The 25242-nt window shown below is 72.5% G+C and carries 27 protein-coding genes; 21 read left to right on the top strand and 6 right to left on the bottom strand.

Features of this window, described 5'->3' with window-relative positions; genetic code table 11:
* Positions 1–4 precede the first annotated feature (4 nt).
* The gene (locus tag AC1VM9_RS02785) at positions 5–1123 is read right to left on the bottom strand and encodes a substrate-binding domain-containing protein (protein WP_481341205.1); all 1119 of its coding nucleotides are present in this window, start codon (positions 1121–1123) and stop codon (positions 5–7) included.
* 101 nt (positions 1124–1224) lie between these two features.
* On the opposite strand from AC1VM9_RS02785, the gene AC1VM9_RS02780 reads away from it, so the two are divergent.
* The 13 genes from AC1VM9_RS02780 (at position 1225) to AC1VM9_RS02720 (ending at position 12601) form a co-directional block, all read left to right on the top strand.
* Positions 1225–2328 (top strand): LacI family DNA-binding transcriptional regulator, encoded by a 1104-nt coding sequence (locus AC1VM9_RS02780; RefSeq protein WP_481341206.1) that lies wholly within the window; start codon positions 1225–1227, stop codon positions 2326–2328.
* 475 nt (positions 2329–2803) lie between these two features.
* Positions 2804–3592: an ABC transporter substrate-binding protein gene (locus tag AC1VM9_RS02775; RefSeq protein WP_483121031.1), complete on the top strand. Its 789-nt coding sequence runs from the start codon at positions 2804–2806 to the stop codon at positions 3590–3592.
* A gap of 25 nt (positions 3593–3617) precedes the next feature.
* The gene (locus AC1VM9_RS02770) at positions 3618–3890 is read left to right on the top strand and encodes a hypothetical protein (RefSeq protein WP_483121029.1); all 273 of its coding nucleotides are present in this window, start codon (positions 3618–3620) and stop codon (positions 3888–3890) included.
* On the top strand, positions 3887–4753 hold the full coding sequence (locus AC1VM9_RS02765; protein WP_483121028.1) for an ABC transporter permease: 867 nt from the start codon (positions 3887–3889) through the stop codon (positions 4751–4753). The genes AC1VM9_RS02770 and AC1VM9_RS02765 overlap by 4 nt, the downstream gene beginning before the upstream one ends.
* On the top strand, positions 4729–5580 hold the full coding sequence (locus AC1VM9_RS02760; RefSeq protein WP_483121026.1) for an ABC transporter ATP-binding protein: 852 nt from the start codon (positions 4729–4731) through the stop codon (positions 5578–5580). The genes AC1VM9_RS02765 and AC1VM9_RS02760 overlap by 25 nt, the downstream gene beginning before the upstream one ends.
* Positions 5577–6938 (top strand): LLM class flavin-dependent oxidoreductase, encoded by a 1362-nt coding sequence (locus tag AC1VM9_RS02755; RefSeq protein ID WP_483121025.1) that lies wholly within the window; start codon positions 5577–5579, stop codon positions 6936–6938. Before AC1VM9_RS02760 ends, AC1VM9_RS02755 begins: the two co-directional genes overlap by 4 nt.
* Positions 6939–7014: 76 nt before the next feature.
* Positions 7015–7569: an NADPH-dependent FMN reductase gene (gene ssuE / locus AC1VM9_RS02750; protein ID WP_483121023.1), complete on the top strand. Its 555-nt coding sequence runs from the start codon at positions 7015–7017 to the stop codon at positions 7567–7569.
* 126 nt (positions 7570–7695) lie between these two features.
* A complete protein-coding gene (locus AC1VM9_RS02745; RefSeq protein WP_483121021.1) occupies positions 7696–8130 on the top strand; it encodes an SRPBCC family protein in 435 nt (144 codons plus the stop codon).
* 552 nt (positions 8131–8682) lie between these two features.
* Entirely contained in the window at positions 8683–9768 is a 1086-nt protein-coding gene (locus tag AC1VM9_RS02740) for a sigma-70 family RNA polymerase sigma factor (RefSeq protein ID WP_483121019.1), read from the top strand.
* On the top strand, positions 9761–10648 hold the full coding sequence (locus AC1VM9_RS02735) for an STAS domain-containing protein (protein ID WP_481341214.1): 888 nt from the start codon (positions 9761–9763) through the stop codon (positions 10646–10648). Before AC1VM9_RS02740 ends, AC1VM9_RS02735 begins: the two co-directional genes overlap by 8 nt.
* A 26-nt stretch (positions 10649–10674) precedes the next feature.
* Positions 10675–11055 carry an STAS domain-containing protein gene (locus AC1VM9_RS02730; protein ID WP_481341215.1) on the top strand — a complete coding sequence of 127 codons (381 nt, stop codon included), beginning with the start codon at positions 10675–10677 and terminating at the stop codon, positions 11053–11055.
* Positions 11052–11366: a phosphatase RsbU N-terminal domain-containing protein gene (locus tag AC1VM9_RS02725; RefSeq protein WP_483121017.1), complete on the top strand. Its 315-nt coding sequence runs from the start codon at positions 11052–11054 to the stop codon at positions 11364–11366. Before AC1VM9_RS02730 ends, AC1VM9_RS02725 begins: the two co-directional genes overlap by 4 nt.
* Before the next feature lie 338 nt (positions 11367–11704).
* Entirely contained in the window at positions 11705–12601 is an 897-nt protein-coding gene (locus AC1VM9_RS02720) for a sigma-70 family RNA polymerase sigma factor (RefSeq protein ID WP_481344427.1), read from the top strand.
* Between the two features lie 74 nt (positions 12602–12675).
* On the opposite strand, the gene AC1VM9_RS02715 is transcribed toward AC1VM9_RS02720, so the two are convergent.
* The gene (locus AC1VM9_RS02715) at positions 12676–13380 is read right to left on the bottom strand and encodes a helix-turn-helix transcriptional regulator (RefSeq protein WP_481341218.1); all 705 of its coding nucleotides are present in this window, start codon (positions 13378–13380) and stop codon (positions 12676–12678) included.
* 123 nt (positions 13381–13503) lie between these two features.
* On the opposite strand from AC1VM9_RS02715, the gene folE reads away from it, so the two are divergent.
* On the top strand, positions 13504–14169 hold the full coding sequence (gene folE / locus AC1VM9_RS02710) for a GTP cyclohydrolase I FolE (protein ID WP_481341219.1): 666 nt from the start codon (positions 13504–13506) through the stop codon (positions 14167–14169).
* Between the two features lie 129 nt (positions 14170–14298).
* Here the strand turns inward: folE and AC1VM9_RS02705 are convergent, their stop codons facing one another.
* The 3 genes from AC1VM9_RS02705 to AC1VM9_RS02695 form a co-directional block, all read right to left on the bottom strand.
* Positions 14299–15357 (bottom strand): ABC transporter substrate-binding protein, encoded by a 1059-nt coding sequence (locus tag AC1VM9_RS02705; protein WP_481341220.1) that lies wholly within the window; start codon positions 15355–15357, stop codon positions 14299–14301.
* Between the two features lie 62 nt (positions 15358–15419).
* Positions 15420–16391 carry an ABC transporter permease gene (locus AC1VM9_RS02700; protein WP_483121014.1) on the bottom strand — a complete coding sequence of 324 codons (972 nt, stop codon included), beginning with the start codon at positions 16389–16391 and terminating at the stop codon, positions 15420–15422.
* Complete coding sequence (locus AC1VM9_RS02695) at positions 16388–17197, bottom strand: ABC transporter ATP-binding protein (RefSeq protein WP_481341222.1); 810 nt, start codon at positions 17195–17197, stop codon at positions 16388–16390. Before AC1VM9_RS02695 ends, AC1VM9_RS02700 begins: the two co-directional genes overlap by 4 nt.
* Before the next feature lie 160 nt (positions 17198–17357).
* Between AC1VM9_RS02695 and AC1VM9_RS02690 the strand changes: the two genes are divergently transcribed.
* Positions 17358–18965 carry an ATP-binding protein gene (locus AC1VM9_RS02690; protein ID WP_481344423.1) on the top strand — a complete coding sequence of 536 codons (1608 nt, stop codon included), beginning with the start codon at positions 17358–17360 and terminating at the stop codon, positions 18963–18965.
* Positions 18962–19651, top strand: coding sequence for a response regulator (locus tag AC1VM9_RS02685; protein WP_481341224.1), 690 nt, complete (start codon positions 18962–18964; stop codon positions 19649–19651). The genes AC1VM9_RS02690 and AC1VM9_RS02685 overlap by 4 nt, the downstream gene beginning before the upstream one ends.
* A gap of 18 nt (positions 19652–19669) precedes the next feature.
* Here the strand turns inward: AC1VM9_RS02685 and AC1VM9_RS02680 are convergent, their stop codons facing one another.
* Complete coding sequence (locus tag AC1VM9_RS02680; RefSeq protein WP_483121012.1) at positions 19670–19951, bottom strand: hypothetical protein; 282 nt, start codon at positions 19949–19951, stop codon at positions 19670–19672.
* A 336-nt stretch (positions 19952–20287) separates the two neighbouring features.
* Between AC1VM9_RS02680 and AC1VM9_RS02675 the strand changes: the two genes are divergently transcribed.
* The 5 genes from AC1VM9_RS02675 to AC1VM9_RS02655 all read left to right on the top strand — a co-directional run bounded on the left by AC1VM9_RS02675 (position 20288) and on the right by AC1VM9_RS02655 (position 25134).
* Entirely contained in the window at positions 20288–20920 is a 633-nt protein-coding gene (locus AC1VM9_RS02675) for a sensor histidine kinase (protein WP_481341226.1), read from the top strand.
* 14 nt (positions 20921–20934) lie between these two features.
* Positions 20935–21588: a response regulator gene (locus tag AC1VM9_RS02670; RefSeq protein ID WP_481341227.1), complete on the top strand. Its 654-nt coding sequence runs from the start codon at positions 20935–20937 to the stop codon at positions 21586–21588.
* A gap of 105 nt (positions 21589–21693) precedes the next feature.
* Positions 21694–22341: a LuxR C-terminal-related transcriptional regulator gene (locus AC1VM9_RS02665; protein ID WP_483121010.1), complete on the top strand. Its 648-nt coding sequence runs from the start codon at positions 21694–21696 to the stop codon at positions 22339–22341.
* On the top strand, positions 22334–23629 hold the full coding sequence (locus tag AC1VM9_RS02660) for a DegT/DnrJ/EryC1/StrS family aminotransferase (RefSeq protein ID WP_483121008.1): 1296 nt from the start codon (positions 22334–22336) through the stop codon (positions 23627–23629). Before AC1VM9_RS02665 ends, AC1VM9_RS02660 begins: the two co-directional genes overlap by 8 nt.
* Entirely contained in the window at positions 23626–25134 is a 1509-nt protein-coding gene (locus tag AC1VM9_RS02655; RefSeq protein ID WP_481341230.1) for a polysaccharide biosynthesis protein, read from the top strand. Before AC1VM9_RS02660 ends, AC1VM9_RS02655 begins: the two co-directional genes overlap by 4 nt.
* The last annotated feature ends 108 nt before the right edge of the window (positions 25135–25242 follow it).

The raw sequence follows: 25242 nt of genomic DNA, 5'->3' as shown, positions 1-25242 counted from the left end.
TCGATCAGCCCCAGCAGATCTTCGATGCGGCGTCCGAGGTGATGCTCTCGACCCCGTCGGCCTTCTTGTCGGTGACCAGGGCGACGCCGGTGTTGTAGAAGTCCAGGCCGTTCGAGGTCTTGGGCTTCTCGCCGCCGCGCGCGATCTTGGCGATGGCCGCCATGCCGAGCGTGGCCATCTTGAGCGGGTACTGCTGCGACGTCGCGCCGATGATGCCGTCCTTGACCGACTTGACGCCGGCGCAGCCGCCGTCGACGGAGACGATGATGACGCCCTTCTCCTTGCCGGCCGCCTTGAGGGCGTTGTACGCGCCGATGGCCGCGGGCTCGTTGATCGTGTAGACGACGTTGATGTCGGGGCTGTTGGTCAGGCAGTTCTCCATGGCGGTGCGGCCGCCGTCCTCGGAACCGGTGGTCGGCTCGTTGCAGGCGATGGCGTACTGGCCGCCGGCGTAGCTGCCGGTCTTGTCCTCGTCGCCGTTCTTCTGCTTGTCCTTGGTGTCGATCCCCATGCCGGTCAGGAAGCCCTGGTCACGGTTGTAGTCGACCGAGACGACCTTGTCGTTGAACAGGTCGAGCAGGGCGATCGTGGCCTTCTTGCCGCCGAGCTGCTTGTTGGCCCACTGGCCGATCAGCTCACCGGCCTTGAAGTTGTCGGTCGCGAAGGTGATGTCGACGGTGTTTGCGGGGTCGGGCGGCGTGTCGAGGGCGATGACGTAGAGCCCGGCGTCGCGCGCCTTCTTGATCGCGGCGTTGACCCCCGGCCCGTTGGGGGTGATGAGGATGCCCTTGTCGCCCGCGGCGATGGCGTTCTCGATGGCCTGGACCTGGCCCTGCTCGTCGCCGTCCTTGGCGCCCGAGGCGATGGTCAGGTCGACGTTGTCCTTGGCCGCGTCGGCCTGGGCGCCCTTCTGCATGGCGACGAAGAACGGGTTGGTGGAGTCCTTGGTGATGAGGGAGACGCCGACCTTCTCGCCGGCGTCACCTCCGCCCGTCCCCGAGCCGGTGGCGGAACCGCCGCCGCCACAAGCCGCGATCCCGAGGACCAGGCTCCCGGCCGCCACGGCGACCAACGCCCGGCGCGCTGCAGGCCGGTGCGTGGGAACGATGGTGGTGCGCTGCATGACGTGACCTCTCTGTCCGACGTCGTCGGCTGACAACGTTGTCAGAATCTTTATAGGGGGCCGTTCCCCCATGAGTCAAGGTTTCATGACCATACTGAGACATGGATGAGACAACGTTGTCACCTGGCGGTGCCGACACCGGTCCCCGCCCGACGCCGCCGGCCGCGGCCGCCGGCCTCGATGGCAGACGCGTCGCCCGGGCCACCATGAAGGACGTCGCGACGCTCTCGGGCGTCAGCCTCAAGACGGTGTCGCGCGTCGTCAACCACGAGGCCAACGTGTCCACCGCGGTACGCCAACGCGTCGAGCGTGCGGTCGCCCAGCTGGACTACGTCCACAACGCCAACGCGAGCCTCCTGCGGCGGGCGAACAACCGATCCGGGACGGTCGGCGGGCTCTTCCAGGACCTCAGCAACAGCTTCTCCGCCAGCCTGCTGCGGTCCCTCGAGGACATCGCCCGCAGCCACGGCACCGTCGTGCTCGCGGCCAGCCTCGACGAGGAGGCGGAGCGGGAGGTCGAGCTCGTCCGTGGGCTCGTGGCGCGGCGCGTCGACGGCCTCGTCCTCATGCCCGCGACGGCCCGGCAGGAGTACCTCGCGCCGGAGCTGCGGGCCGGGCTGCCGACGGTCTTCGTCGACCGTGTCCCGCACGGGGTCGACGCCGACTGCGTCACCGTCGACAACGTCCTCGGCGCTCGTCGGGCGGTCGAGCACCTCGTGGCGCACGGACACCGACGCGTCGCGGCCCTGTGCGACCTCGCGAAGATCCAGACCGCGCAGGACCGGCTGCGTGGCTACCGCGAGGTCATGCGGGCGGCCGGAGCCGCCGAGACGGATCTCGTCGAGGTGGTCGACCTGCACACGACCGAAGCCGCCGAGCACGCGGTTCTCGGCCTGTTCGACGGGCCGGGCCCGGCGCCGACGGCCCTGTTCGCCGGGCGCAACGACCTCGCCGTCGGGGCGTTCCGGGCCCTGCGCGCGCTCGGGCTCACCCACCGCGTGGCGGTCGTCGGGTTCGACGACTTCCCGATGGCCGACCTCATCGACCCGCCCCTGACCGTGGTCCGGCAGAACGTCGAGCGCATCGGCGCGGAGGTCGGCAGGCTGCTCTTCTCCCGCATCGACGGCGACAGCACGCCGCCCCAGCGGGTCGTCATCGAGCCGTCTCTCGTCGTGCGGGGCTCGGGCGAGATCGGCCCCCACTGACGCTGCCCCGGGGGCCCTGCGCCCGTACCCGGGGGGCCCGCCTGGCCGCCACGCCGGCCCGTCGCCTGCGTCGGTCCGCGACCGGCGTGTCCACCACGCGGACGGCCGTTGCAAATCCTAGCCAGGCAGTATGAGATCAGGGCATGCGCCACCAGATGCTGACCATGCGTCGCGCGGTCGACCACATGGGTGTCGCCAGCGCCATCTGTCGCTGAGCGCGCCCCGCACGCCCCGGCCGCCCTCCGCGCGGCCCTGAAGGGCGTCGCGCCGCTCCCGGCCGAGGCCGCGAGCACGTCCCGGCCTGAGGCCCTCGGGGCGTCGCGGCCCGTCTCAGGCCCGTCGCGGCCCGTCGCGGCCCGTCGCGGCCCCTCGCCGAGAGCTGCTCCCTCCCCCCGCCCGATGGTGCCGACCGTTCCCGGACGGCCGGCCCTGCCGCGGGCTCCTTCACGCACGCCTTCCGAAAGGTCCCTTCGCCATGCCCACCACCCCGTCCGCCCACGCGCCGGACCGACGTTCCGTCCTGTTCGCCCTCGCCGCCACGCCGCTGCTCGCGACGCTCGCTGCCTGCGGTGGGACCTCCAGCGCGGCCGACGGTGGCCCGCCGCTGGCTCCCACCGCGGAGCTGCCGACCGCCGTCCCGAAGGGCACGACGCTCGTCGTCGGCGACCCGCAGGTCGAGCAGGCCCTCAGGCTCTCCGGCGAGCTGGAGAAGTTCACCTTCCCGGTCACCTTCGCCAACATCAGCGGTGGCCCGCAGACGCTGGAGGCCTTCCGGGCCAAGGCCCTGGACCTCGGTGCGGTGGCCGACATCCCGCCCCTGCAGGCCGCGTGGACCGGGGTCGACACGCGCATCGTCGCAGCGCAGTTCCGCAGGCAGCCCGAGACGCACCCGATCTACCAGCTCGGCATCGCACCGGGCGTGCGGGTCACCTCACTGGCCGACCTGCGCGGCAAGAAGATCGCCTACAGCCCCGGCCAGGCGCAGGGCGCCCTCGTCCTGCGCGTGCTGCACAAGGCCCGGCTGACCCAGCAGGACGTCCAGCTCGTCGAGCTGCCGAGCACCGGAGACGTCTACCCGACCGCCTTGGCCTCCAAGCAGATCGACGTCGCGCCCATCGGGGGAGTTGCCCTCGAGCGCTACCTCGCCCAGTACGGCAGGGACGGCGCCACCGTCGTCCCGCACGGGCTGCGCGACGACCCCGGTCACCTCTACGCCCCCGAGAAGCTCCCTGCGCGACGCCGGCAAGGCCGCCGCGATCCGTGAGTACGTCGCGCACTGGGGCGCCGCGTTGAAGTGGGTCGACGAGCACCCGAAGGAGTGGGTCGCGGGCTACTACGTCCGCAACCAGGGACTGACCGACGCCGAGGGCCAGTACCTCGTCAGGTCCGCCGGCGCCCGCGACGTCCCCACCGACTGGACGGCCGCGATCCGCCGCCACCAGGAGACCGCCGACCTCCTGTCGGCCGACCAGCGCCGCCCGCACCTCGACGTCGCCACCCTCTGGGACCGCCGGTTCGAGAAGGTCGGCGGCACCGCCTACGCGACCGGACGCGCCTCATGACGACGCTGGTCGGCATCTCCACGCGGCGCGAGAACCGCACCGCCGCAACGGTGCCCGTCGTCCGTCTGGTCGACGAGCGCCCACGGGCGACGAGGCTCGGACCGGGCCGCCGACGCCGCTTCGACGCAGTGCTCGGGTCCGTGGCCCTGCTCGCCGTCTGGGTGACGGGTTCGGCCTCCGGGCTGCTCGACCCCCGCATCCTGTCGGCCCCCTGGACCGTCGTCACGACGACGGGCGACCTGCTCGCCGACGGCCGGCTGCAGACCAACCTCGCCGTGTCTGCCCAGCGTGCCGGCCTCGGTCTGCTCCTCGGGGTCCTCCTCGGTTCCGCCCTGGCGCTGCTCTCGGGCCTGAGCCGGTTCGGTGAGGCGCTCGTCGACGGGCCGGTGCAGGTCAAGCGCGCCATCCCCTCGCTCGCCCTCCTGCCGCTGCTCATCCTCTGGTTCGGCATCGGCGAGCCGATGAAGGTCGTCACCATCACGCTCGGCGTGCTCGTGCCCGTCTACGTCCAGACCCACGCCGGGCTTCGGGGCATCGACAGCAGGTACGTCGAGCTGGCGCAGACCGTCGGGTTGAGCCGAACAGCGTTCGTACGCAAGGTGATCCTTCCCGGTGCCCTGCCGGGCTTCCTCCTCGGCCTCCGGTTCGCCGTCACCGCCGCCTGGTTGTCCCTCGTGGTCGTCGAGCAGGTCAACTCGACGTCCGGCATCGGCTACATGATGGAGCTCGCGCGCACGTACGGACAGACCGACATCATCGTCGTCGGGCTCGTCCTCTACGGGCTGCTCGGTCTGCTGTCCGACGGTGCCGTCCGACTCCTGCAGAGGAGGGCACTGGCATGGCAGCGCACCCTGGGCTCCTGAGCCCCGACCGCGTCGGCGCCGACCGCACCGCCGTCGTCGTCGAGGACCTCGTGCGCGGCTACGGACCCAAGGGCGTCCTCGACGGGGTCTCCCTCGACATCGCACCAGGGGAGTTCGTCGTCCTGCTGGGCCGCAGCGGCTGCGGCAAGAGCACGCTGCTGCGCGCGCTGGCGGGGCTCGACGGGGAGGTCAGCGGCTCGGGACGCGTCGTCGTCCCCGACCGCGTCTCGGTCGTCTTCCAGGACTCGCGACTGCTGCCGTGGGCCAGCGTCCTCGACAACGTCGTCCTCGGCCTGTCCGGCCGAGCAGCGCGCGGCAAGGGGGTGGCCGCGCTGGACGAGGTGGGGCTCGCCGGCCGCGAGCACGCCTGGCCGGCCGAGCTCTCGGGCGGTGAGCAGCAGCGCGTGGCCCTGGCCCGGTCCCTCGTCCGGGACCCCGAGCTGCTGCTGGCCGACGAGCCCTTCGGCGCCCTCGACGCCCTGACCCGCCTCCGCATGCACGACCTGCTGCGCGAGCTCTACGACCGGCACCATCCTGCGGTGCTGCTCGTGACCCACGACGTCGACGAGGCGGTCACCCTCGCCGACCGGGTCATCGTCCTGGACCGTGGGCGCATCGCCCTGGAGCGACGCATCGACCTCACCCACCGCCATGGGGACGGGCAGGCGCACGGAGGCGACCGGGACCCGTCCGACGCCGCCTACGCCGCCGTCCGGAGCGAGCTCCTCGCCGCCCTCGGCGTCACCCCCGCCCGATCCCGCACGGCCACCGAACCCACCGACACCGACCCCGACACCGACCCCGACGCCGAAAGGACCACGTCATGACAACCACCAGCCGCCGCGCCATGCACCTCAACGCCTTCCTCATGAGCACCGGGCACCACGAGGCGTCCTGGCGCCTGCCGGAGAGCGACCCCTTCGCGGGCACCGACGTCACGCACTACCAGCGCCTGGCGCAGATCGCCGAGCGGGGCCACCTCGACTCGATCTTCTTCGCCGACAGCCCGGTCCTCTGGAACGACATCGGGCGACGCCCGTCGGGGGCCCTCGAGCCCACGGTCCTGCTCACGGCCATCGCGGCGGTCACGAGCCGCATCGGTCTCATCGCCACGGCGTCGACGACGTACAACGACCCCTACAACCTCGCGCGCCGGTTCGCGTCCGTCGACCACGTCAGCGGCGGCCGTGCCGGGTGGAACGTCGTCACGACGGCCGGACCCGACGCCGCCCGCAACTTCGGCCTCGACGACCAGCCCGCGCACCACACGCGCTACGAGCGGGCCGCCGAGTTCCTCGACGTCGCCCAGAAGCTGTGGGACAGCTGGGACGACGACGCGCCGACCGGCGACAAGGCCTCCGGCCGGTGGGGCGACAACGACAAGGTCCGGGCCATCGAGCACGTCGGGACCCACTTCCGGGTGCGCGGTCCGCTGAACCTGCCACGCTCGCCGCAGGGGCACCCGCTCATCGTCCAGGCCGGCTCGTCCGAGGACGGCAAGGCGTTCGCGTCCCGGTACGCCGAGGCGGTCTTCACCGCCCACCAGACCCTCGAGGACGCCAGGGCGTTCTACGCCGACCTCAAGGCCCGCACCGCGGCCGTCGGCCGCGACCCCGAGGGCATCAAGGTCCTGCCGGGCATCGTCCCGGTCATCGGCTCGACCGAGGCCGAGGCGCGAGCGCTCGAGGCCGAGCTCGACGAGCTGATCCGCCCGGAGTACGCCGTGGCCCAGCTCGCCCGGACGCTGCGGCTCACCCCGGACGACCTGCCGCTCGACCGCCCGCTGCCGGCGGACCTGCCCTCCGAGGACGAGATCGAGGGGGCCAAGAGCCGCTACACCCTCATCGTGGAGCTCGCGCGCCGTGAGCACCTCACGGTCCGGCAGCTCATCGGCCGCCTCGGCGGTGGGCGCGGCCACCGGACCTTCGCGGGCACCCCCGAGCAGGTCGCGGACGCCCTCGAGGAGTGGTTCACCGGCGGTGCCGCCGACGGGTTCAACATCATGCCGGCCGCCCTCCCGTCGGGCCTGGAGGCGTTCGTCGACCACGTCGTGCCGATCCTCGTGCGGCGCGGCCGTTTCCGCGCCGAGTACACGGGGTCGACCCTCCGCGAGCACTACGGGCTGCCCCGCCCCGTCAACCGCTACTCGGGCACGCCGACGCGCGCCGAGGCCGCGACGGCATGAGCGACCGACCCGGCCCGGGGGACGCGTCCCGCGTCACCCCCACGACCCACCGACCCGCCTCGTGAAAGGACCCGCCATGTCCCGCATCCTCACCGTCTCCGGATCACCCAGCGCGACCTCGCGTTCGGCTGTGTTGCTCGACCACGTCTCCCGCACCGTCGTGCGGCACGGCCACGAGGTCGTGCACCTGGACCTGCGCGACCTGCCGGCCGAGGCGCTGCTCCACGCCCGGTTCGACGACCCCGCCCTCGTCGGGGCCGCCCGGCTGCTCGAGGACAGCGACGCGTTGGTCGTCGCCACCCCCGTCTACAAGGCCGCCTACAGCGGCCTGCTCAAGTCGTGGCTCGACCTGCTGCCGCAGCTGGCCCTCGCCGGAAAGACGGTGCTGCCGCTCGCGACGGGCGGCAGCCTCGCGCACGCCCTGGCGCTCGACTACGGCCTCCGGCCCGTCCTGTCCTCGATGGGAGCCCGGCACGTCGTGCAGGGCTTCCTCGTCGTCGACCAGCTCATCGAGACGTCGGCCTCGGGCGCGGTCACGTTCGGCACGGACGTGCAGCCGGGCCTGACCGCGGTCGTCGACGGGTTCCTCGACGCCCTGGCGTCGGGAGCCCCCGCGCGCCTCAGCGCGTGACCGTCGGCCGCGGCCGCGCAAGGGGTGCGGTCGGCAGGACGGGTGAGGAGCGTCTGGCAGCCCTTGTGGCGTGCAGCGAGCGCGCGCGACAATCGCGACGCAGCGACGATCGCCGGAAGGAACGTCATGCCCGCGGCCCAGCGAACCATCGTCATCCAGCGGCCCGTCGAGACGGTGTTCGCGTTCTTCACGACGCCGTCGAACGACCCACGGTGGCGACCGCACGTCAAGGAGATCGACGGGCCTGCCCAGCTGCAGGCCGGGTCGCGCATCCACCAGGTCGTCGCCGGGCCCGGCGGCCGTGGGATCGATGCCGACATCGAGGTGACCGACTACTCGGTGCCGACCCGGTACGCGTTCGAGGTCGTCGCCGGACCGGCGCGCCCGCGGGGTGAGTACGCCTTCGAGAGCACCGACGGCGGGGCCACCACGGTGACCTTCTCCCTGAGGGCCGAGCTCTCCGGGGTGAAGAAGCTCTTCATGTCGGGTCCGGTGCAGAAGTCCATGGACGGGGAGATGGCGGCGCTGGACACCGCCAAGGCCCTGCTGGAGTCCGAGTAGCGCGAGGTGGGCCCGCGGGCCGGTGAGGGCGGCGAGAAGTTCCGCGATTCCGCGGACGGCGTCGAGAACCCGTGCCACCGTGGTGGGGAGGCCCACCGCCGTGGGGGCAGGGGGCCGAGAGGCCCGGGGTGACCGGCCCGGATTGGGTTGCCGGTCCCGGACGAGCCGAGGAGTCCCCGCCGCACGGGCAAGGTGGCGGGGACTCACCTCGCCCGGCGTGGCCGCCCCGGGTACGGCGGGTGGTCGCCGGGTACCCGGCCGGCGCCGGCGACGGCCCCGGCCCGGGGGACGCGGGGGACGGCTCGGGCCGCTCCGGCTCCTGCCACGTCGTCGACGGGGACTCTCGGGGGCGACGACGTGGAGACCCACCTCTCCACGCGTGCCATGACGAGCATGAGGGCCAACCCGATCACCGGAGTCGTGAGGCCGAGGAGTGTCATGTCGGGTCCTTTCCGCGTGCGGTCCCCCGATCGAGCTTCCCCTGTCAGCGACGACGCGGGTCGGCCCGGCGTATGACGCGGTCCCACCCTCCCCGCTCGGTATCCTCGGGATGTGAGCGCACCACAGCGCGACGGGGAGGAACGGGGTCAGCCGGCGCACGACGTCGCGGACCTCATCCCCATGGTCCGGCGCATCGTGGGTGCTCGCGTCGGGGCGCACCCGGCCGCCGAGGACCTGGTGCAGGAGACGCTGGCGCGCGTCCTCGCCGCCTTCGACAGCATCGAGCCCGGGATGCTCGAGCCGTACGCCATCGCCACCGCCCGCAACGTCGTGGCGACGATGTGGCGCCAGGAGGACCGCAGGCGCCGCAACCAGCACCGCGTGGTGGACGTCAGCGCACCCGAGACACCTGAGGCCCAGGTGCTGTTCGGCGAGGACCAGGAGGCCATGGCGCGGGCCCTGGCACATCTGGACGACCGCGACCGCCGGCTGCTCCTCGAGCACGAGGTCGCCGGCACCGACACGCGGTCGCTGGCGGCCCGGGCCGGCAGCACCCCGGGGGCGGTCGCGGCCCACCTGAACCGGACCCGCGCCCGGCTCCGCGTCGAGTACCTCCTCGAGCTGGAGGACGCCCCGAGCCTGACCGACCGCTGCCGGCCGGTGCTGCTCGCCCTGAGCAGCGGCGACCAGCGCCGCCAACGCGAGGTGCAGGCCGCCCAGCACCTGCTCGAGTGCGAGCTGTGCGCCCGCCTGAGCGGGCCGCTGCTGGAGCGCGGGCAGGGACGCGACGACGCCGTGCACATCCCCATCGAGCGCGACGCCGACATCGTCCGCGCGCGCGGTGCCGCACGAGAGATGGCCTCGACCTTCGACTTCGGTCCCACCGACCTGACCCTGGTCGCAACGGCCGTCTCCGAGGTCTGCCGCAACATCGTGCGCTTCGCCGGCAGGGGAGAGGTCACCATCGAGCTCGTCGAGGTTCCGGCGCGGGGCATCCGCGTGACGGCGCGTGACGCCGGACCCGGCATCGCCGACGTCGACCGGGCCATGACCGACGGCTACAGCACCTACGGGGGCCTGGGCCTCGGGCTGCCCGGCGTGCGCCGCCTCATGGACGACTTCGTCCTGGCCAGCGACCCCGAGCACGGAACGACGGTGACCATGACCAAGTGGGAGAGGACGCGCAACGATGACTGACCACGACACCGGCCGCGGACGCGGCGGCATCGCCGAGGGCGAGCACCTGCTGTCCCAGCTCGTCGCCCACCTGCGGGAGCACCGGACCAGGCTGCGCGAGGAGTGGGCCGAACGCATCCAGCAGGCGCACCTGCTGACCGCCATGACCCAGCAGGAGATGGCCGCCGAGACGACGTCGGTCTACGACAACTACGTCGAGGTCCTCGAGACCGGCAGCGTGGAGGCCCTCCAGCACTACGCCCGGGACCTGTCCGAACGCATCATCCCGCGCGGCGTCGAGACGCACGAGGTCGTCGGCATCGTGCTGCTCCTGCGTGACGTGCTCGCGCGGTCCCTCTTCGAGAAGTACCAGCGCGACTTCGCGCTGCTCAACGAGGTGCTCGACGCCTACGAGCCCGCCGCGAACCGGATCGCGAACACCGTCGCGGTGAGCTTCGTCGAGGAGCGCGAGCGCGTCATCCGGCAGCAGCAGGACTCCATCCGGGAGCTGTCGACGCCGGTGCTGCCCGTGCGTGAGCGGCTGCTCATCCTGCCGATCATCGGCGTCCTCGACAGCGAGCGCGCCCGCCAGCTCACCGAGCAGCTGCTCGCGGGGATCCGCACGCACCGGGCCAAGGTCGTCGTCATCGACATCACCGGGTCCCCGGACGTCGACCAGGCTGTCGCCAACCACCTCGTCCAGACGGTGGACGCGTCACGCCTCATGGGTGCGAGCGTCATCATCACGGGACTGTCACCGAAGATCGCCCAGACGCTCGTGACCATCGGTGTGGACCTCAGCAAGATGTACACCATCGGTGACCTGCAAGGCGGCCTCGAGGAGGCCGAGCGTCTGCTCGGATACAGCGTCACCCGAAGGGAGGCCAGCGCCAGCTCGTGAACGGCAGCCCAGCTCTCGTGTCGATCATGCGACAGGGCCCCAACCTGATCGCGTCGATCCACACCGCCCTCGACGACTCGCAGCTCGTGCGCTTCGAGCGTGACCTCGTCGACCAGATCGGGGAGCACCGGTCGAGGGGCGTCGTCATCGACGTGGCCGCCCTCGACGTCATCGACTCCTTCGCGGCCCTGACGCTGCGTCGGGTGGTCGAGATGGCACGCCTGCGTGGGGCCCTGACGGTGATCGTCGGCATCCAGCCCGAGGTCGCCTTCACGATGGTCCGCCTCGGGGTCGGCCCCTCGGACGTGCCCACGGCGCTGAACCTCGAGGAGGGTCTGGCCGTGCTGGCCCGGGGCGGCGGGTCGACGACGTGGGCGGACGAGGGCCGCCTCCAGGGGCGCTCGTGACGGCTGGCGCGTCCCGTCCCGAGGGCGCCGACCTCGGCCGTGTGACCCAGGACTACCGACCCATCCTGCTGCGGTTCCTGCCGCACCGGGCCGAGGAGGTCCGCGCCGCGGCCTACGAGCTGGGTCGGTCGGCGTTCGCCGGCGGCGTGCCGCTGCTCGACATGTGCCGCATCCACCTGCAGGTCACCGCCGAGGTCCTGCGGGAGGCACCGGCCGAGGACGTCCTGCGGATCCACGACGCGGCCAGCGAGCTCCTCCTCGAGGTGCTGGCCGCGTACGAGATGACGCACCGGAGTGCCGTGGGTCGCTGACGGGGCCCGCCCGGACGCCTTAGGCGCCGGTGCATGACGTGCGCACGACCGTCGGTCGGGCCCACCGGCCGATGGCCCGCGCGTGGACCACGGGCTACCCGACCGGTCACCGGTCCCGCGCCGGCGCGCCCCCGTCGCGTCATGCACCCGGCCCGTGGGGGTCTTCGGTGGTGACCCGGGCCACGGGCCGCCCATGGCGGACCGACCCCAGACGACCGAGGAGCCACGCCGATGGAAGCCCGCCCGAAACCGAGCCCGAGGGATGCCGTGGCGACGGCCGCGATGGGGCGCTCGCCGGCGTCGGCCGTCCCCGCCCGTCCGGACCGTCTGCTCGGCCCATGACGCGAGGCATCGCCTCGCACGTCTCCACAGCGACGTGGGGACGCGAGACGGCGCCGCCACCCTCCCCGCGGCGCCGTCTCCTCGCGCAGCCTCCCGCCCACATGTCTCCGGGCGAGCAGGCCGCGCGCCGGCTCATCGACGCGGTGCACAGTGCCGCGACGGAGTCCGAACGGTGTGCCGCGATGGAGGCGGCGGTCGTGGCCCACCTGCCGCTGGCGAGGTCACTGGCCCGGCGCTACCTCCAGAAGGGGGTCGAGGCCGAGGACCTCGAGCAGGTGGCGGCGCTCGCGCTCGTCAAGGCGGTCACCCGGTACGACGTCACGGCCGAGACGCCGTTCGGCGCCTATGCCACGCCGACGATCACCGGTGAGCTGCGGCGCCACTTCCGCGACCACGGCTGGCTCGTCCGGCCGCCCCGCCGGATCCAGGAGCAGCGTCAGGAGATGACCCGTGCGCGCGAGGAGCTGACGCGCGACCTCGGGCGTCCCCCGACCTCGGCCGAGCTCGCCTCGGCCATGGGCCTCGACCTCGAGACCCTGGGCCAGCTCGAGATCGCCGAGCAGAACCTGCGCCCGACCTCGCTCGACGCGCCGGCACCCGACGCGGACGCCGGTTGTCCCGACCCCGCTCGCCCGGACGCACGGAGCCTGGAGGACCGGACGTCCGATGACGTCGAGACCCGGGTCGTGGTGCGCGACGCGGTGCGGTCGCTGCCGCTCGAGGCGCAGCGCCTGGTCCACCTGCGGTTCACCGAGGGACTGAGCCAGCGGGAGGTCGCGGCGCAGCTCGGCCTGTCACCGATGGCCGTGAGCCGGTTGCAACGCCGGACGCTCGAGGCGCTCGGCGAGCGGCTGGCCGACCTCGCCCCCGCTCACCTGCGCCGGACGGCCTGAGCGCCCGGAGACCCGTCGCCGACCGTCACGCCCGTCACCGCCCGTCACCGCCCGGCGTCGTCCGTCACGGCCCGTCACCGTCCGGCGTCGTCCGCGACGTCGAGACGGACGCAGCAGTGCCCCGCCGCGGGGGACAGCGACGCCTTGAGGCGACTCGCCCCGAGCCCCTCGAGCATGCCCTCGACGAAGGCGTGGTTCAGGCCGCAGACGAGCGCGGGAGCCCGCGCCGCCAGCGGGTGGAAGGGGCAGTTGCGCAGGCGCACGCACGTCGGTGTCTCGCGAGTCGGCTCGAAGCCGTGCTCGGCGAGGAGCGACTCGGCGAGGGTGAGCGCCCGTTCGGGGCCCAGCCGTCCCGGTCGCGTCACGGCGCGCTTCGAGGTGCCGGCCCGGCGGCCCCGGTCGGTGGCCGCCTCGGTGGCCGCGGTCTCGACGGCGCTGCCCGTCCCGGTCGCGACCACGGCGTCGAGGAGCAGCTCGGCGAGCAGGTCGGGCCGGCGGTCCGGGATGGTGATGCTCACCGTGTCGTCGGTGGCCTCGTACAGCCTCGGGGCGCGCCCGACGGAGCGGGGCCGCCGACCGAGGCCGAAGTGGGAGCGGAGCAGGCCGCTGTCGACGAGCTTGTCGAGGTGGAACGCCGCGAGCTTGCGGGAGATCCCGACGGCGGCGGCGGCCTCGTCGCGCGTGACGGGCCGGCCCTCGGCCCGGATGAACGCGTACATGCCACGACGCAGGTCGTCCTCGAGCGAGGCGACCGCTCGGATCTCGCGTTCCGACAGCACCTGCCCAGTCTAACGACCACGGCCGTTGGTCATGGCGAGCTCTGCACCGAGTGCCGCACTTGACGAGGAGCGCCTGATAACGCCAAAGTTTATTGGTCTTAATGTTTCGGCCCAGGAGTGGCGATGGATCTCGTGAAGGCTCAGGCGCAGGACCCCGACGAGGACCGGGTGGGCCGTCGAGGTGACAGCGGCTCCGGGCGCGACCGGGTCCTCAGGGTCGTGCACGACGCGCCCGAGAGGGACCTGGCAGCCGCCGAGCGAGCGGCGGCCCTGTTCCTCGAGGCCCTGGGGGTCCGACTCGACGACGAGAGCCTGCGCAACACCCCCGGCCGGATGGCCCGCGCCTATGCCGAGCTGTTCACGCCCCGGCCGTTCGAGCTGACGACCTTCCCCAACGACGAGGGCTACGACGAGCTGGTCCTGGCCCGCGGCATCCCGTTCCGCTCGGTGTGCGAGCACCACCTGCTGCCGTTCATGGGAGTCGCCCACGTCGGCTACCTGCCCGGCGACCGCATCCTCGGGCTGTCGAAGCTGGCCCGGATCGTCGAACACTTCTCCTGCCGGCCCCAGGTGCAGGAGCGGCTGACCAAGCAGGTGTCCGACTGGCTGGTCAACCACCTGGCTCCCAAGGGCGTCGGCGTCGTGCTCGAGGCCGAGCACCTGTGCATGTCGCTGCGCGGCGTCCAGGCGCCGGGCGTCACGACGCTGACGTCCTCCCTCGGCGGGTCGCTGCGCGAGGACGCCCGATCCCGCCAGGAGTTCTTCGCCCTCGTCGGCGTCCAGCCCTGAGCGTCCGGCCGGCGTCGTCACGCCGTCGTGCCGAGTTGTGCCGGCGACAAGCGACGACGACGGGTGCCGTCCGGCCGCGGAGGGGTCGGGCCGGACGGCACACCGCCGGTGGTGCGGGTGGACGGGGTGTCAGGCGAGCGGCGTCGCGGCCTTGACGAACTCGTCGGTGTAGGTCTTCGACAGGTCGATCGACTTGCCCTTGACCTTCGGGTTGAACTCCCCGAGGACGGACAGGCACGTCTGCGGCCCGTCCGGCGGCATGAGGCCCGTCGGGTTGAAGATGCCCTTCTCGCTGTCGAGGGCGGCGACGTAGGCGTCCTTGCCGACACCCTTGTAGTAGTCGGCCGGCATCTTGTCGGCGATGTCCGCGCCGCTGTGCGACTGGATCCACTTCAGGGTCGCGACGTAGGCGTTGACGAGCTTCTGCACGGTGCCCTTGTTGCCGTTGACCCACTCGGTCGGCATGTAGAGCGAGGTCGCCGGGTACGTGCCGCCGAGCGCCGCCTTCGACCCCGCGGCGGTGCGCATGTCGAGCAGGATGAAGGCCGTACCGTCCGACAGCGCCTTGCTCACCGTGGGCTCGGTCGTCATGCCGCAGGCGATCGTCTTCTGCTTCATCGCCGCGATGAACGTCTGGCCGGCGCCGACGCCGCGGCGGGTCTCCTGGGTCGGGTCGACGCCGTTCTTCTTGCTGAGGTACTGGGTGAGGAAGTCGGTCGAGGAGCCGGTGTCGGTGATGCCGAGCGACTGGCCCTTGAAGTCGGCCGGGCTCTTGATCGTGCCCTTGAGGTCGCTGCGGCACAGCTCGACCTCGCCGGGGATCTGGAGCATCGAGACGACCGCCTCGGAGGACTTGCCCTGCGCCTGCAGCGCGATGTTGTGGTCGTAGAAGCCGCCGACGCCCTGGACCTGTCCGGCGAGCATGTTCTGCGTCGCGTCGCCTCCGGCCGGCTCGTCGACGAGGTTGACGTTGACGCCGGCCTTCGCGTAGTAGCCGAGCTGCTTGGCGAGCATGAACGGCAGGTAGATCTGCTTGCTCATGCCGCCGACCATGATCGTCACGGTGGGGGCGTTCGGGTCGGCCGAGCCCGCCGACACGTTGGCGCCGGACGCGTTGTTGGCGCAGGCGGCCATCGTCGACGCGGCCAGCAGGGCGGCGCCGATGGCACCGATTCGCTTGCTGTTCAAGGGAACTCTCCTTTGAGTCTGTGTGGAACTGGTCCTCGGGTGCTGGTGTGTGGTGTGCGGTGCTACTCGTGCGCGCCTCCGCCATGGGTCTGCGGGGGGCGCCAGCGCAGCAGGCGGCGCTCGAGGAGGGTGATGAGGCCCTCGGCGGTCAGGGCGATGGCGGCGACGAGGACCATGCCGGCGAGGACCCCGTTCATGTCGAAGTTGTTCTGCGACGAGCGGATGAGCAGGCCGAGGCCCTCGTTGGCGCCGAGGATCTCCCCGACGAGGGCACCGATGAGGGCGAAGCCGAAGCTGATGTGCAGGCTTGCGAGGATCCACGTGAACGCCGACGGCAGCACGACGTCACGGGTGACCCGCCACCTCGAGGCCCCGAGCAGCCGGGCGTTCGCGACGAGGTTGCGGTCGACCTCGCGGCTGCCCTGGAAGGCGTTGAAGAAGACCCCGAAGAAGACGAGGACGACGGCCAGGATGACCTTGGACTGGATCCCGAACCCGAACGCAACGGTGAAGATCGAGCCGAGGATGATGCGGGGGATCGAGTTGGCCGCCTTGAGGAACGGCGCGAAGATCTCCGACAGGACCTGGATCCGGCCGAGGGCGATGCCGAGCACGACACCGAGCACGGCGCCGATGGCGAACCCGAGCACGGCCTCCTCGAGCGTCACGAGGATCTGGGTTCCGAGCGAGCCCTGTGGCGTGCCGACCGTCACCCAGGCCACGAGGGTGTCCCAGACGCCGGTCGGCTCGCCCCAGAAGAAGGGGTCGACGAGCTTGGTGTGGACGCACAGCTGCCAGGCGCCGACGAGGACCACGACGATGCCGAGCCGGACGGCAGCCAGCCGCAGCCGGCGGCGGCGCAGGACGGCGCGGGGGTCGGTCCGCGTCGCGTGCCTGTCATCGGGCGCATCGGGCGCACCGGTTGCACCGGTCGCGTCGCGCGTGCCGATGGTGTCGAGGCCGGCAGGCGGCACCTGCGAGGATGCCGTGGCGGCGGGCGTGGGGGACGGGCGTCCTGCGGTCGTGTCGATCACGAGGCCACCTCCGTCAGACGCGTCGTGCGGGCGTAGGCCTCCTCGACCTCGGCGCGCAGCGCCTCCCAGATCTGCCCGTAGAGGCGGGTGAAGCGCGGGTCGAGGCGGATCTCCTGGACGACGCGCGGGCGCGGCAGGTCGATCTCGAACTCGGCCTTGACCGTGCCGGGGCCCGCGGTGATGACGACCACCTTGTCGGCGAGCGCGATCGCCTCCTCCAGGTCGTGCGTGACGAACACGACGGCCGGACGCGTCTGGTCCCAGAGGTGCAGCAGCTCGGTCGACATGATCGCCCTGGTCTGCACGTCGAGCGCGCTGAACGGCTCGTCCATGAGCAGGATGCGCGGCTGGTTGACGAGCGTCTGGGCCAGCGCGACGCGCTTGCGCATGCCGCCCGAGAGCTGGTGCGGGTAGCGGTCCTCGAAGCCGGAGAGCCCGACGCGGCGCAGCCAGTCGCGGGCGAGCCCGGTGGCCTCGGCGCGGGGCGCTCCGCGGTAGAGGGGTCCGGCCGCGACGTTGTCGAGGACCGTGCGCCACGGGAAGACGGCGTCCTGCTGGAAGACGAAACCGGTGCCGGTGTCGATGCCCCGGACCGGCTCGCCGTGGACGACGGCCTCACCTCGGGTGGGACGCTCCAGCCCGGAGACCAGGGTCAAGGTGGTGGACTTGCCGCAGCCGGTCGGGCCGACGACGGCGCAGAACTGACCGTCCTCGACGGTCAGGCTGAGGTCCTCGATCGCGGTGTACGTGCCGCCCCCACTCGTGGGGAAGGTCTTGGTGACGTTTCGTAGCTCGATGGCGGCCATGGGCCGAAACCCTTTCTCCTCGTTGAGTTGCGTCACCGTAGGGGCGGGTCGGTCCGGTGCTGAAGCCTTGTGCGCCTTGGTCGTGATAGCCGCGTTAGCCGTGGTTTTGTGCGTTCTGCTCAGTCATGCTGGAGCGAGTCCCCGTGGTGTGAGGTGAGGTATGCCGAGGTTTGGCCGGACGCTGGCGTCCCGGATCCTCGTGGCCGTGCTCGGCATCGTCGTCGCGACCATGGCCGTGGGGTTCGGCTTCTACACGCGGCTGACCGGCCGGGCGGCCGACGCGCATGCGACCGACCAGGCCACGAGCATCGCCGTCACCGTCGGCCGGGTGCCCGAGGTGGCCGCCGCGGTCGCGTCGGGCGACCCGGAACACGTGCTGCCGCGGCTCGCCGAACGCATCCGTGCCGCGTCGGGGGCGTCGTACGTCGTCATCATCGACCGCCGCGGCGTGCGCTACTCCCACCCCAACCCGGCCCTCGTCGGCCGGCGCATCGAGGAGCCTGTCGTCGCCCTCGACGGCCACGTGCACACCGGGATCGACGAGGGCAGCCTCGGCCGTTCGGCCAACTCGCGGGCCCCCGTCATCGACGCGTCGGGCCGCCCCGTCGGCGAGGTGTCGGTCGGGATCCTCGAGTCCGAGGTCGGCGTCAGGGTCTCGGCCGAGGTGGCCGACATCGCGCTCTACAGCCTGGTCGCGCTCGGTCTCGGCGTCCTGGCCTCGGTCCTGCTGGCGAGGGCCATCAAGCGGGTGACCTTCGGGGTCGAGCCCGCCGAGATCGTCGCGCTCGTCCAGGAGCGCGAGGCGATGCTGCACGGCATCCGCGAGGGGGTCCTCGGGGTCGACGCCGACGGGGCGATCAACGTCCTCAACGACGAGGCGCGCCGGCTGCTCGGCATCGACACCGCCCGGCTCGGCCAGCCGGTCGAGGAGGTGCTGCCGGCGGGCCACCTGCGCCGGATCGTCACGGGGGAGGTCGAGGGCAGCGACCTCGTCGCCGTCACCGACCAGAACCTGCTCGTCCTCAACCGGATGCCGGTCATCGTCGGCGGTCGCAACGCCGGCTGGGTCGTGACGATCCGCGACCGCACCGAGCTGGAAGCCCTTCTGCGCCAGCTGGACTCGGTCGAGAGCCTGACGACCGCCCTGCGTGCGCAGGAGCACGAGTTCTCCAACCGGCTGCACGTGCTCGCCGTGCTCCTCGAGATGGGCGAGGTCGAGGAGGCCACCCGGTACAGCCAGCAGCTCTGGCAGGAGACCTCGCTCGCCAGCGAGGAGATCCGGTCGCAGGTGGCGGCACCGGTCGTCGCCGCCCTCCTGCTCGCCAAGACGACGGTGGCCGCCGAACGCGACGTGCTCGTGCACCTGGACCCGACCAGCCGCCTCGAGGCCCACGACGTCGACGGCCTGCCGGTCGCGACGGTGCTCGGCAACCTCGTCGACAACGCCGTGGACGCCGTCGCCGACGACCCGCGCACGAGCGGGCGGCACCCGCGCGGCGACGTGACGGTGCGCCTCCTGCGCCGGGACGGACACCTGCACCTGTCGGTCCTCGACACGGGCCCGGGGATCCCTGCGGACCGCCTCGCCGACGTCTTCGTCGACGGGTACTCGACGAAGGACCCCCGGGGCGGGATGCGTCGCGGCGTCGGGCTGGCGCTCGTGCACCGCCTCGTCACGCGCGCGGGTGGCACGATCACCGCGTCCTCGCCGGGCGGAGCCCGGTTCGAGGTCACCCTGCCCGTCCGGGTGCGGGAGGGGGCCGCGTGATCAGCGTCCTCGTCGTCGACGACGACTACCACGTCGCCCATGCCCACGCGCTCGCCATCGGACGGGTCGAGGGCTTCCGCGTCGTCGGTGAGGCCCACACCGGGACCGAGGCCGAGCGGCTCGTCGGCGAGACCGAGCCGGACCTCGTCCTCCTCGACATGTACCTGCCCGACTTCACGGGCCTGGAGCTCGTCCGGCGGCTCGCGGCCGCCGGGCGCCCGGTGCCCGACTTCCTCCTCGTCACGGCGGCCCGCGACCTGGAGTCCGTGCGCACGGCGATGCAGCTCGGCGCGTTCTACTACCTCGTCAAGCCCTTCACGTTCGCGGCCCTGCGCGAGCAGCTCGAGGCCTACCGCGCGTGGGCCGAGCGGCTCGAGCGAGCCCCCGCGGGCGAGGGCGGCGTCGACCAGGACGTCGTCGACGCGCTGTACGGCCTGCGGGGCACCCCGCCCCGCAAGGCCGCGACGGTGCGCGGGCTGCAGCCGACGATGGCACGTGTGCTCGAGATCGTCACCGCCGCACCGGCGCCGGTGGGGGCCGCCGAGGTGGCGCAGATCCTCGGTGCGAGCCGCCCCACCGCGCAGCGCTACCTGGCCACGCTCGTCAAGAAGCAGCTCCTCGACCTCGACCTGTCCTACGGCGCGACCGGGCGGCCCGAGCACCGCTACCTGCCCCGGCGCCGCTGACCCGGGCTCCGCCCGGCGTCAGGGCGTGTCGTCCTCGCTGACACCGATGCGGATCCGGCCCTTGCCGGTGCAGTCGTCCTGGTGGACGAGGGCGTCCTTGCGGGCCTTGTCCCGCGCGCGCCGGGCCGGGCCCGTCCAGTCGCAGCTCTTGCAGTAGCCGAACGCGAAGGCGCCGTCCTCGTGCGCACCGAAGGCCTCGACCTTCCGGAGGGTGGCGCGATGCTCCTCGCCCTCATCGTCGCGGACGGTCAGCTCTCGTCCGTCGCGAGCGAGGAAGCGGAGTCCGCGTTTGCGCGCCATGGGGCCATGATGCACGGCACCGCCGCCGTGTGCCGAGCCGGGCTCCCCGACCGTCCGCACGGTCGGATCGGGTCGTTCTCTCCATACACGCGGCGTATGCACGCTTTGTCGGCTGCGGCACGTTAAGCGCGAATCCTCCTGTCAATTCTCGGAATTCAGCTTGGGAATTTCGTGAAAGCCCAAGCGCTCGGAGCTGCGGTCGTAACCTGAGTCTCGCTGGACCAGCCGGATGAACGGCCCGGGGGCATCGGGTGGCCGACCAGCCAACAGACGCTGGACGTCAGGGGCGCACCGGGGGGCGCGAGTCAGCACAGCCTAGAGGGGGGCGATTCGGACATGGAGTACAGCACTCCGACACAGATCGGACGAGGGTGGGCCGGGCCGGACACCGACCCGGTCCGGGGCCTGCTGCACGACCTGCGCGAGCCGCTGGCAGCGATCCTGCTGCTGTCGACCTCGGGCCGCGGGGACGTGCAGGAACGCCTCGGCCACATCTACGAACAGGCCGCCTGGCTGTCCGAGCTCGTCGCGTCGAGCCTGGACGGCGCGGCCGGTGACGACCCCCAGGTCGTCGACGCCGGCTCGATCGCCCACGAGGTGGCCGACCGGGCCCGCATGACGACGACGGCGACGATCGACGTCGAGGTCGTCGGCGAGGGCCTCGTGCTCGCCCGCCCGGTCGCGCTCGCCCGAGCGCTCGGGTGCGTCGTCGACAACGCGGTGCGCGCGGCGGGACCGTCGGGCCACGTGCGCGTCGAGGTCGGCGAGGGGGACGACGGCATGCACGTCCGCGTGCTCGACGACGGCCCAGGGCTGGGCCGCGTCGTGAATCGCACGTCGATCGGCCTGGCGACGACGCGGGCCATGGTCGCCGCGTGCCAGGGGACCTTCCGCCTCGCGGCGCGGCCGGACGGCGGTGCGTCGGCCGACATCGCGCTGCGCCGCGGCAGCCACGCGCTGGCCTCCTGAGGGCGGCGCCGGTCATGAAGCTGGTCGTCTGCGACGATCACCGGCTCATCCTCGACACCCTCGGCGCGGCCCTGTCCGACCTCGGCTACGACGTCACGACGGCCCACGGTCCCGCCGAGGCGCTCCAGGCGGTCGCCGAGGTCCAGCCCGAGGTCTGCCTCCTCGACGTCAACTTCCCCGACGGGTCGGGTCTGGACGCCATCGCGAAGATCCGGGCGGAGTCGCCGGGCACCAAGGTCGTCATGTTCTCGGCCGACGCCTCGGACGTCTCGGTGCGGCGAGCCATCGCCATGGGCGCCTCCGGTTTCGTGCGCAAGGACCGCGGGCTGCCACAGCTCGTCGAGGCCATCGGCCTGGCCGTCAGCGGCCACCTGGCCGTCGAGCCGCGGATCCTGCAGAGCGCCATGCGTTCCGGGGACCCCCAGGAGAGCCCGACGTGGGTGCTGTCGTTCCTCACCGAACGCGAGTGGCAGGTGCTGCGGTGCATCACCGACGGGCTCGGGACCGACGAGATCGCCTCCGCGCTCGACGTGCGCCGGAGCACGGCGCGCACCCACGTGCAGAACGTGCTGACGAAGATCGGCGTCCACTCACGCCTGCAGGCCGTTGCCCTCGTCGCCGCCCACGCGGACGAGATCGAGTGGCCGGCGCACGTGCGCCCCGCCTGACGCGCGTCGCCGACGCCCGAGCCCCCGGGGTCATCCGTTTGACGTAGTGCGCAGTCGTGCCCGCGTCGGGTCCGCATCGATGCGCAGGGAGGGACCCTCGTGGACATGGAACAGGACGTCCGAGTGGTCATGGTGGACGTGCGTCAGGGCTTCCTCGACGCCGTCGCCCTGGTGCTGGCCGAGCACCGCACGCTGCGTCTCGTCGGCAGTGCCCGGACCATCACGGAGGCGCTCGCGCACGACCTCGCCGCCCGCTGCGACGTCGTCGCCGTCGCCATCGACGACCTGGCCGACGTGTGCAACCTCCAGCGGCTCTGCATCGAGTGCCCCTCGCTCGGCGTCGTGGTCCTGTCCCCGGCCGGCGGCGAGGTGCACCTGCCCGACGCGCTGGCGTGGGGCGTCCGGGGCTGGGTCTCGCGCCAGGACGGCGTCAACGAGCTCCTCGACGCGCTCATCGACGTGGCTGCGGGCGAGGCGCACCTGCCGGCCGAACCGCTGCACGCGATGTTCGCCGCCGCACTGCGCGAGCGACCCGAGGCCGTGCTGCCGGACTCCCGTCCGCTGACCGAGCGCGAGTCGGCGGTCCTCGACTGCCTGGCCGCCGGCATGACGCGGCACGACATCGGCATCGCGCTCGACCTGTCCGACAACACGGTCCGGACCTACGTGCGGCGCATCCTGCGCAAGCTGCACGTCCACTCCGCCTCCGCCGCGGTGGCGCTGACGAGGAGCGAGGTGCAGCTCCATGGTTGAGATCGCCCGCCGTCCCCGGGCACTGACGCGCCCCGGCACCCGGAACGCGCCGGGCGCCGTCGCCCCCGCGCCGACGCCGACGCCGGCGCTCACGGCGGCCGCGCCCGTGGCGCCCACCGCCACCGAGCCGCACGTCGTGCCGTTCACCCGCACGCGGATCTGTCCGGAGGCGCGCCAGGCCGTCGCGGAGGTGCTCGAGTCCGGATGGGTCACCTCGGGGCAGCAGGTCGTCGAGTTCGAGGCGGAGCTCGCGGCCTACGTCGGCGCCGAGCACGGCATCGCCGTCAGCTCGTGCACCGCGGCCATCGAGCTGGCCCTGCGGGCGCTGGAGCTGCCGCCCGGCTCGAAGGTCCTCATGTCGACGGTGACGTTCTGTGGCGCTGCGGCCGCCATCCGGCACGCCGGCCACGTGCCGGTCCTGGCCGACGTCGACCCCGTCACGGCGATGCCCTCGCCCGAGACCGCGGCGGCCGCCGCGCACGGCGCCGGCGGCGTCGACGCGCTCGTCGTCGTCCACCTCGCCGGGCTGCCGACCGACGTCCGCGCGCTCGCCGCCGCGGCCGGCGTCGACCTCGACCGCGTCGTCGAGGACGCCGCGCACGCCCTCGGCACCGTCGTCGGCGACGAGCCCGTCGGGACGATCTCGCGGGCCACGTGCTTCAGCTTCTACGCGACGAAGAACCTGGCCATCGGCGAGGGCGGCATGGTCACGACCGACGACCCCGAGCTCGCCGACCGCATCCGGCGGACCCGGCTGCACGGCATGTCGGCCGACGCATGGCGCCGCTACCTGCCCGGCGGCGGCTGGCGCTACGACGTCGCCGTCGACGGCCTCAAGGCGAACATGACCGACGTCCAGGCCGCGATCGGCCGGGCCCAGCTGCGCCGGTTCGACCGCGACCAGGCCCGCCGCGCCGAGGTCGCCGCGCGTTACGACGAGGGGCTGGCCGGCATCCCCGGACTGCGACGCCCGCCGCGCCCCCTCGAGGGCCGCCACGCCTGGCACCTCTACCCGGTGCGCGTGGAGCCGGCCTACGGGATGAGCCGCGACGCGCTCGTCGACGCGCTGCGCGCGCAGGGCGTCTGCACGTCGGTGCACTTCATCCCGCTGCACCGGCTGACGTGGTACCGGGACCACTGCATCGTCCCCGCCGAGGGACTGCCCGGTGCCGACCGGGTCTTCGACCGCATCCTCTCGCTACCGATGGACGCGGTCATCACCGACGCGGAGATCGACCAGGTCTGCGCGGCGCTGGCTGAGACTGCACGAAGGGGAGCGACAGGGTGAGCACGACACTGAGCTACGGATGGAATCCCTCGGACATCGGCTTCGTGCCGACGCTGCAGAAGGGGCTGCGGACGCTGATCGTCGGCGCCGGCGAGGCCGGCCGGGCCCTGGCCCGCGACCTCGAGAGGGTGCGCGACTTCGGCCTCGCGCCGATCGGCTTCCTCGACGACGACACGAGCAAGCGCGTCGTGCGGCGGCTGCCGGTCCTCGGCACGCTGTCCGACCTGCTGTCGGTCGTGACGGTGCAGCGGGTCGACGTCGTGCTCCTCGCGATCCCCGGGCTGCCGGCCGACCAGGTGCGCATGCTCGCGACGACCGCGGCACGCGTCGGCGCCAGCGTGCGTCACCTGCCCTCGTTCGTCTCGATGCTCCAGCGCGACGTCGTGGGCACGGACCTGCGCTCGCTCGAGGTCGGCGCCCTCATCGGGCGCCCGGAGATGCACGTCGTCTCGCCCGAGGTGCGGGCCACGATCAGCGGCGCGACTGTGCTCGTCACCGGCGCCGGCGGCTCGATCGGCAGCGAGCTGTGCCGCCAGGTCAACGGGTTCGGACCCGAACGCCTCGTCATGCTCGACCACGACGAGTCGAACCTGCACCGTCTGCAGCTCGAGCTGACCGGGGAGGGGCTGCTCGACACCGACGACGTCGTCGTCGCCGACATCCGCGACGCCCGCCGGATGCGCCAGATCATCGCCGACGTCCGGCCGGACGTCGTCTTCCACGCGGCGGCCCTCAAGCACCTGCCGATGCTCGAGCGGCACCCCTGCGAGGGCGTCAAGTCCAACGTGGCCGGAACCCTCAACGTCGTGCGGGCCGCCGTCGAGCACGGCGTCGGCCGGTTCATCCTCATCTCGACCGACAAGGCCGCGGACCCGACCTCGGTGCTCGGCGCGACGAAGCAGCTCGCCGAGCGGGTCACGCGGCACGCGTCGCGAAACTCGCGCGGGACGATCGTGTCGGCGGTGCGGTTCGGCAACGTCCTCGGCAGTCGGGGATCCCTGCTGCACGTGCTCGCCGAGCAGCTGCGCAACGACGAGCCGTTCACGGTCACCGACCCGGACGTCACCCGGTTCTTCATGACGATCGAGGAGGCCGTGGGCCTCGTCCTCGAGGCGGCGCACCTGGCCCGCGGCGGCGAGACGTTCGTCCTCGACATGGGCCAGCCGGTGCGCATCGTCGACCTGGTCCAGAGCTACTCGCGTCAGCTGGGGCTGCCCGAGCCCGACATCCGCTACACCGGGCTGCGGCCGGGGGAGAAGCTGCACGAGGCGCTCTTCTCCGAGGAGGAGGAACGGACCCAGACGGCGCACCCGCGGATCTTCAGCACGTCGCCCGACGCCCTCGACCCGGACTTCGACGACCACCTCGAGGCCCTCTTCGACGCGGCGGCGCGCAACGCCGTCGACGAGGTCAAGACGATCCTCGAGCTGCTCCTGCGCAACTACGTCCCGTCGCGCGACGACCGGCGTCTGGTCGCTGCGGTCCCGTACCCCGACGACTACTGAACCGACCCACCCACCGGCCACCCACCGGCCACCTCACCGGCCCACCTCACCGGCCCACGTCACCCCGCCCACCTCACCGACGCACCCACCGACCGACCACACGACCAG

This window comes from Monashia sp. HAY1-11D (genome assembly GCF_056868035.1).
This window is presented reverse-complemented; position numbering and strand designations above follow the sequence as displayed.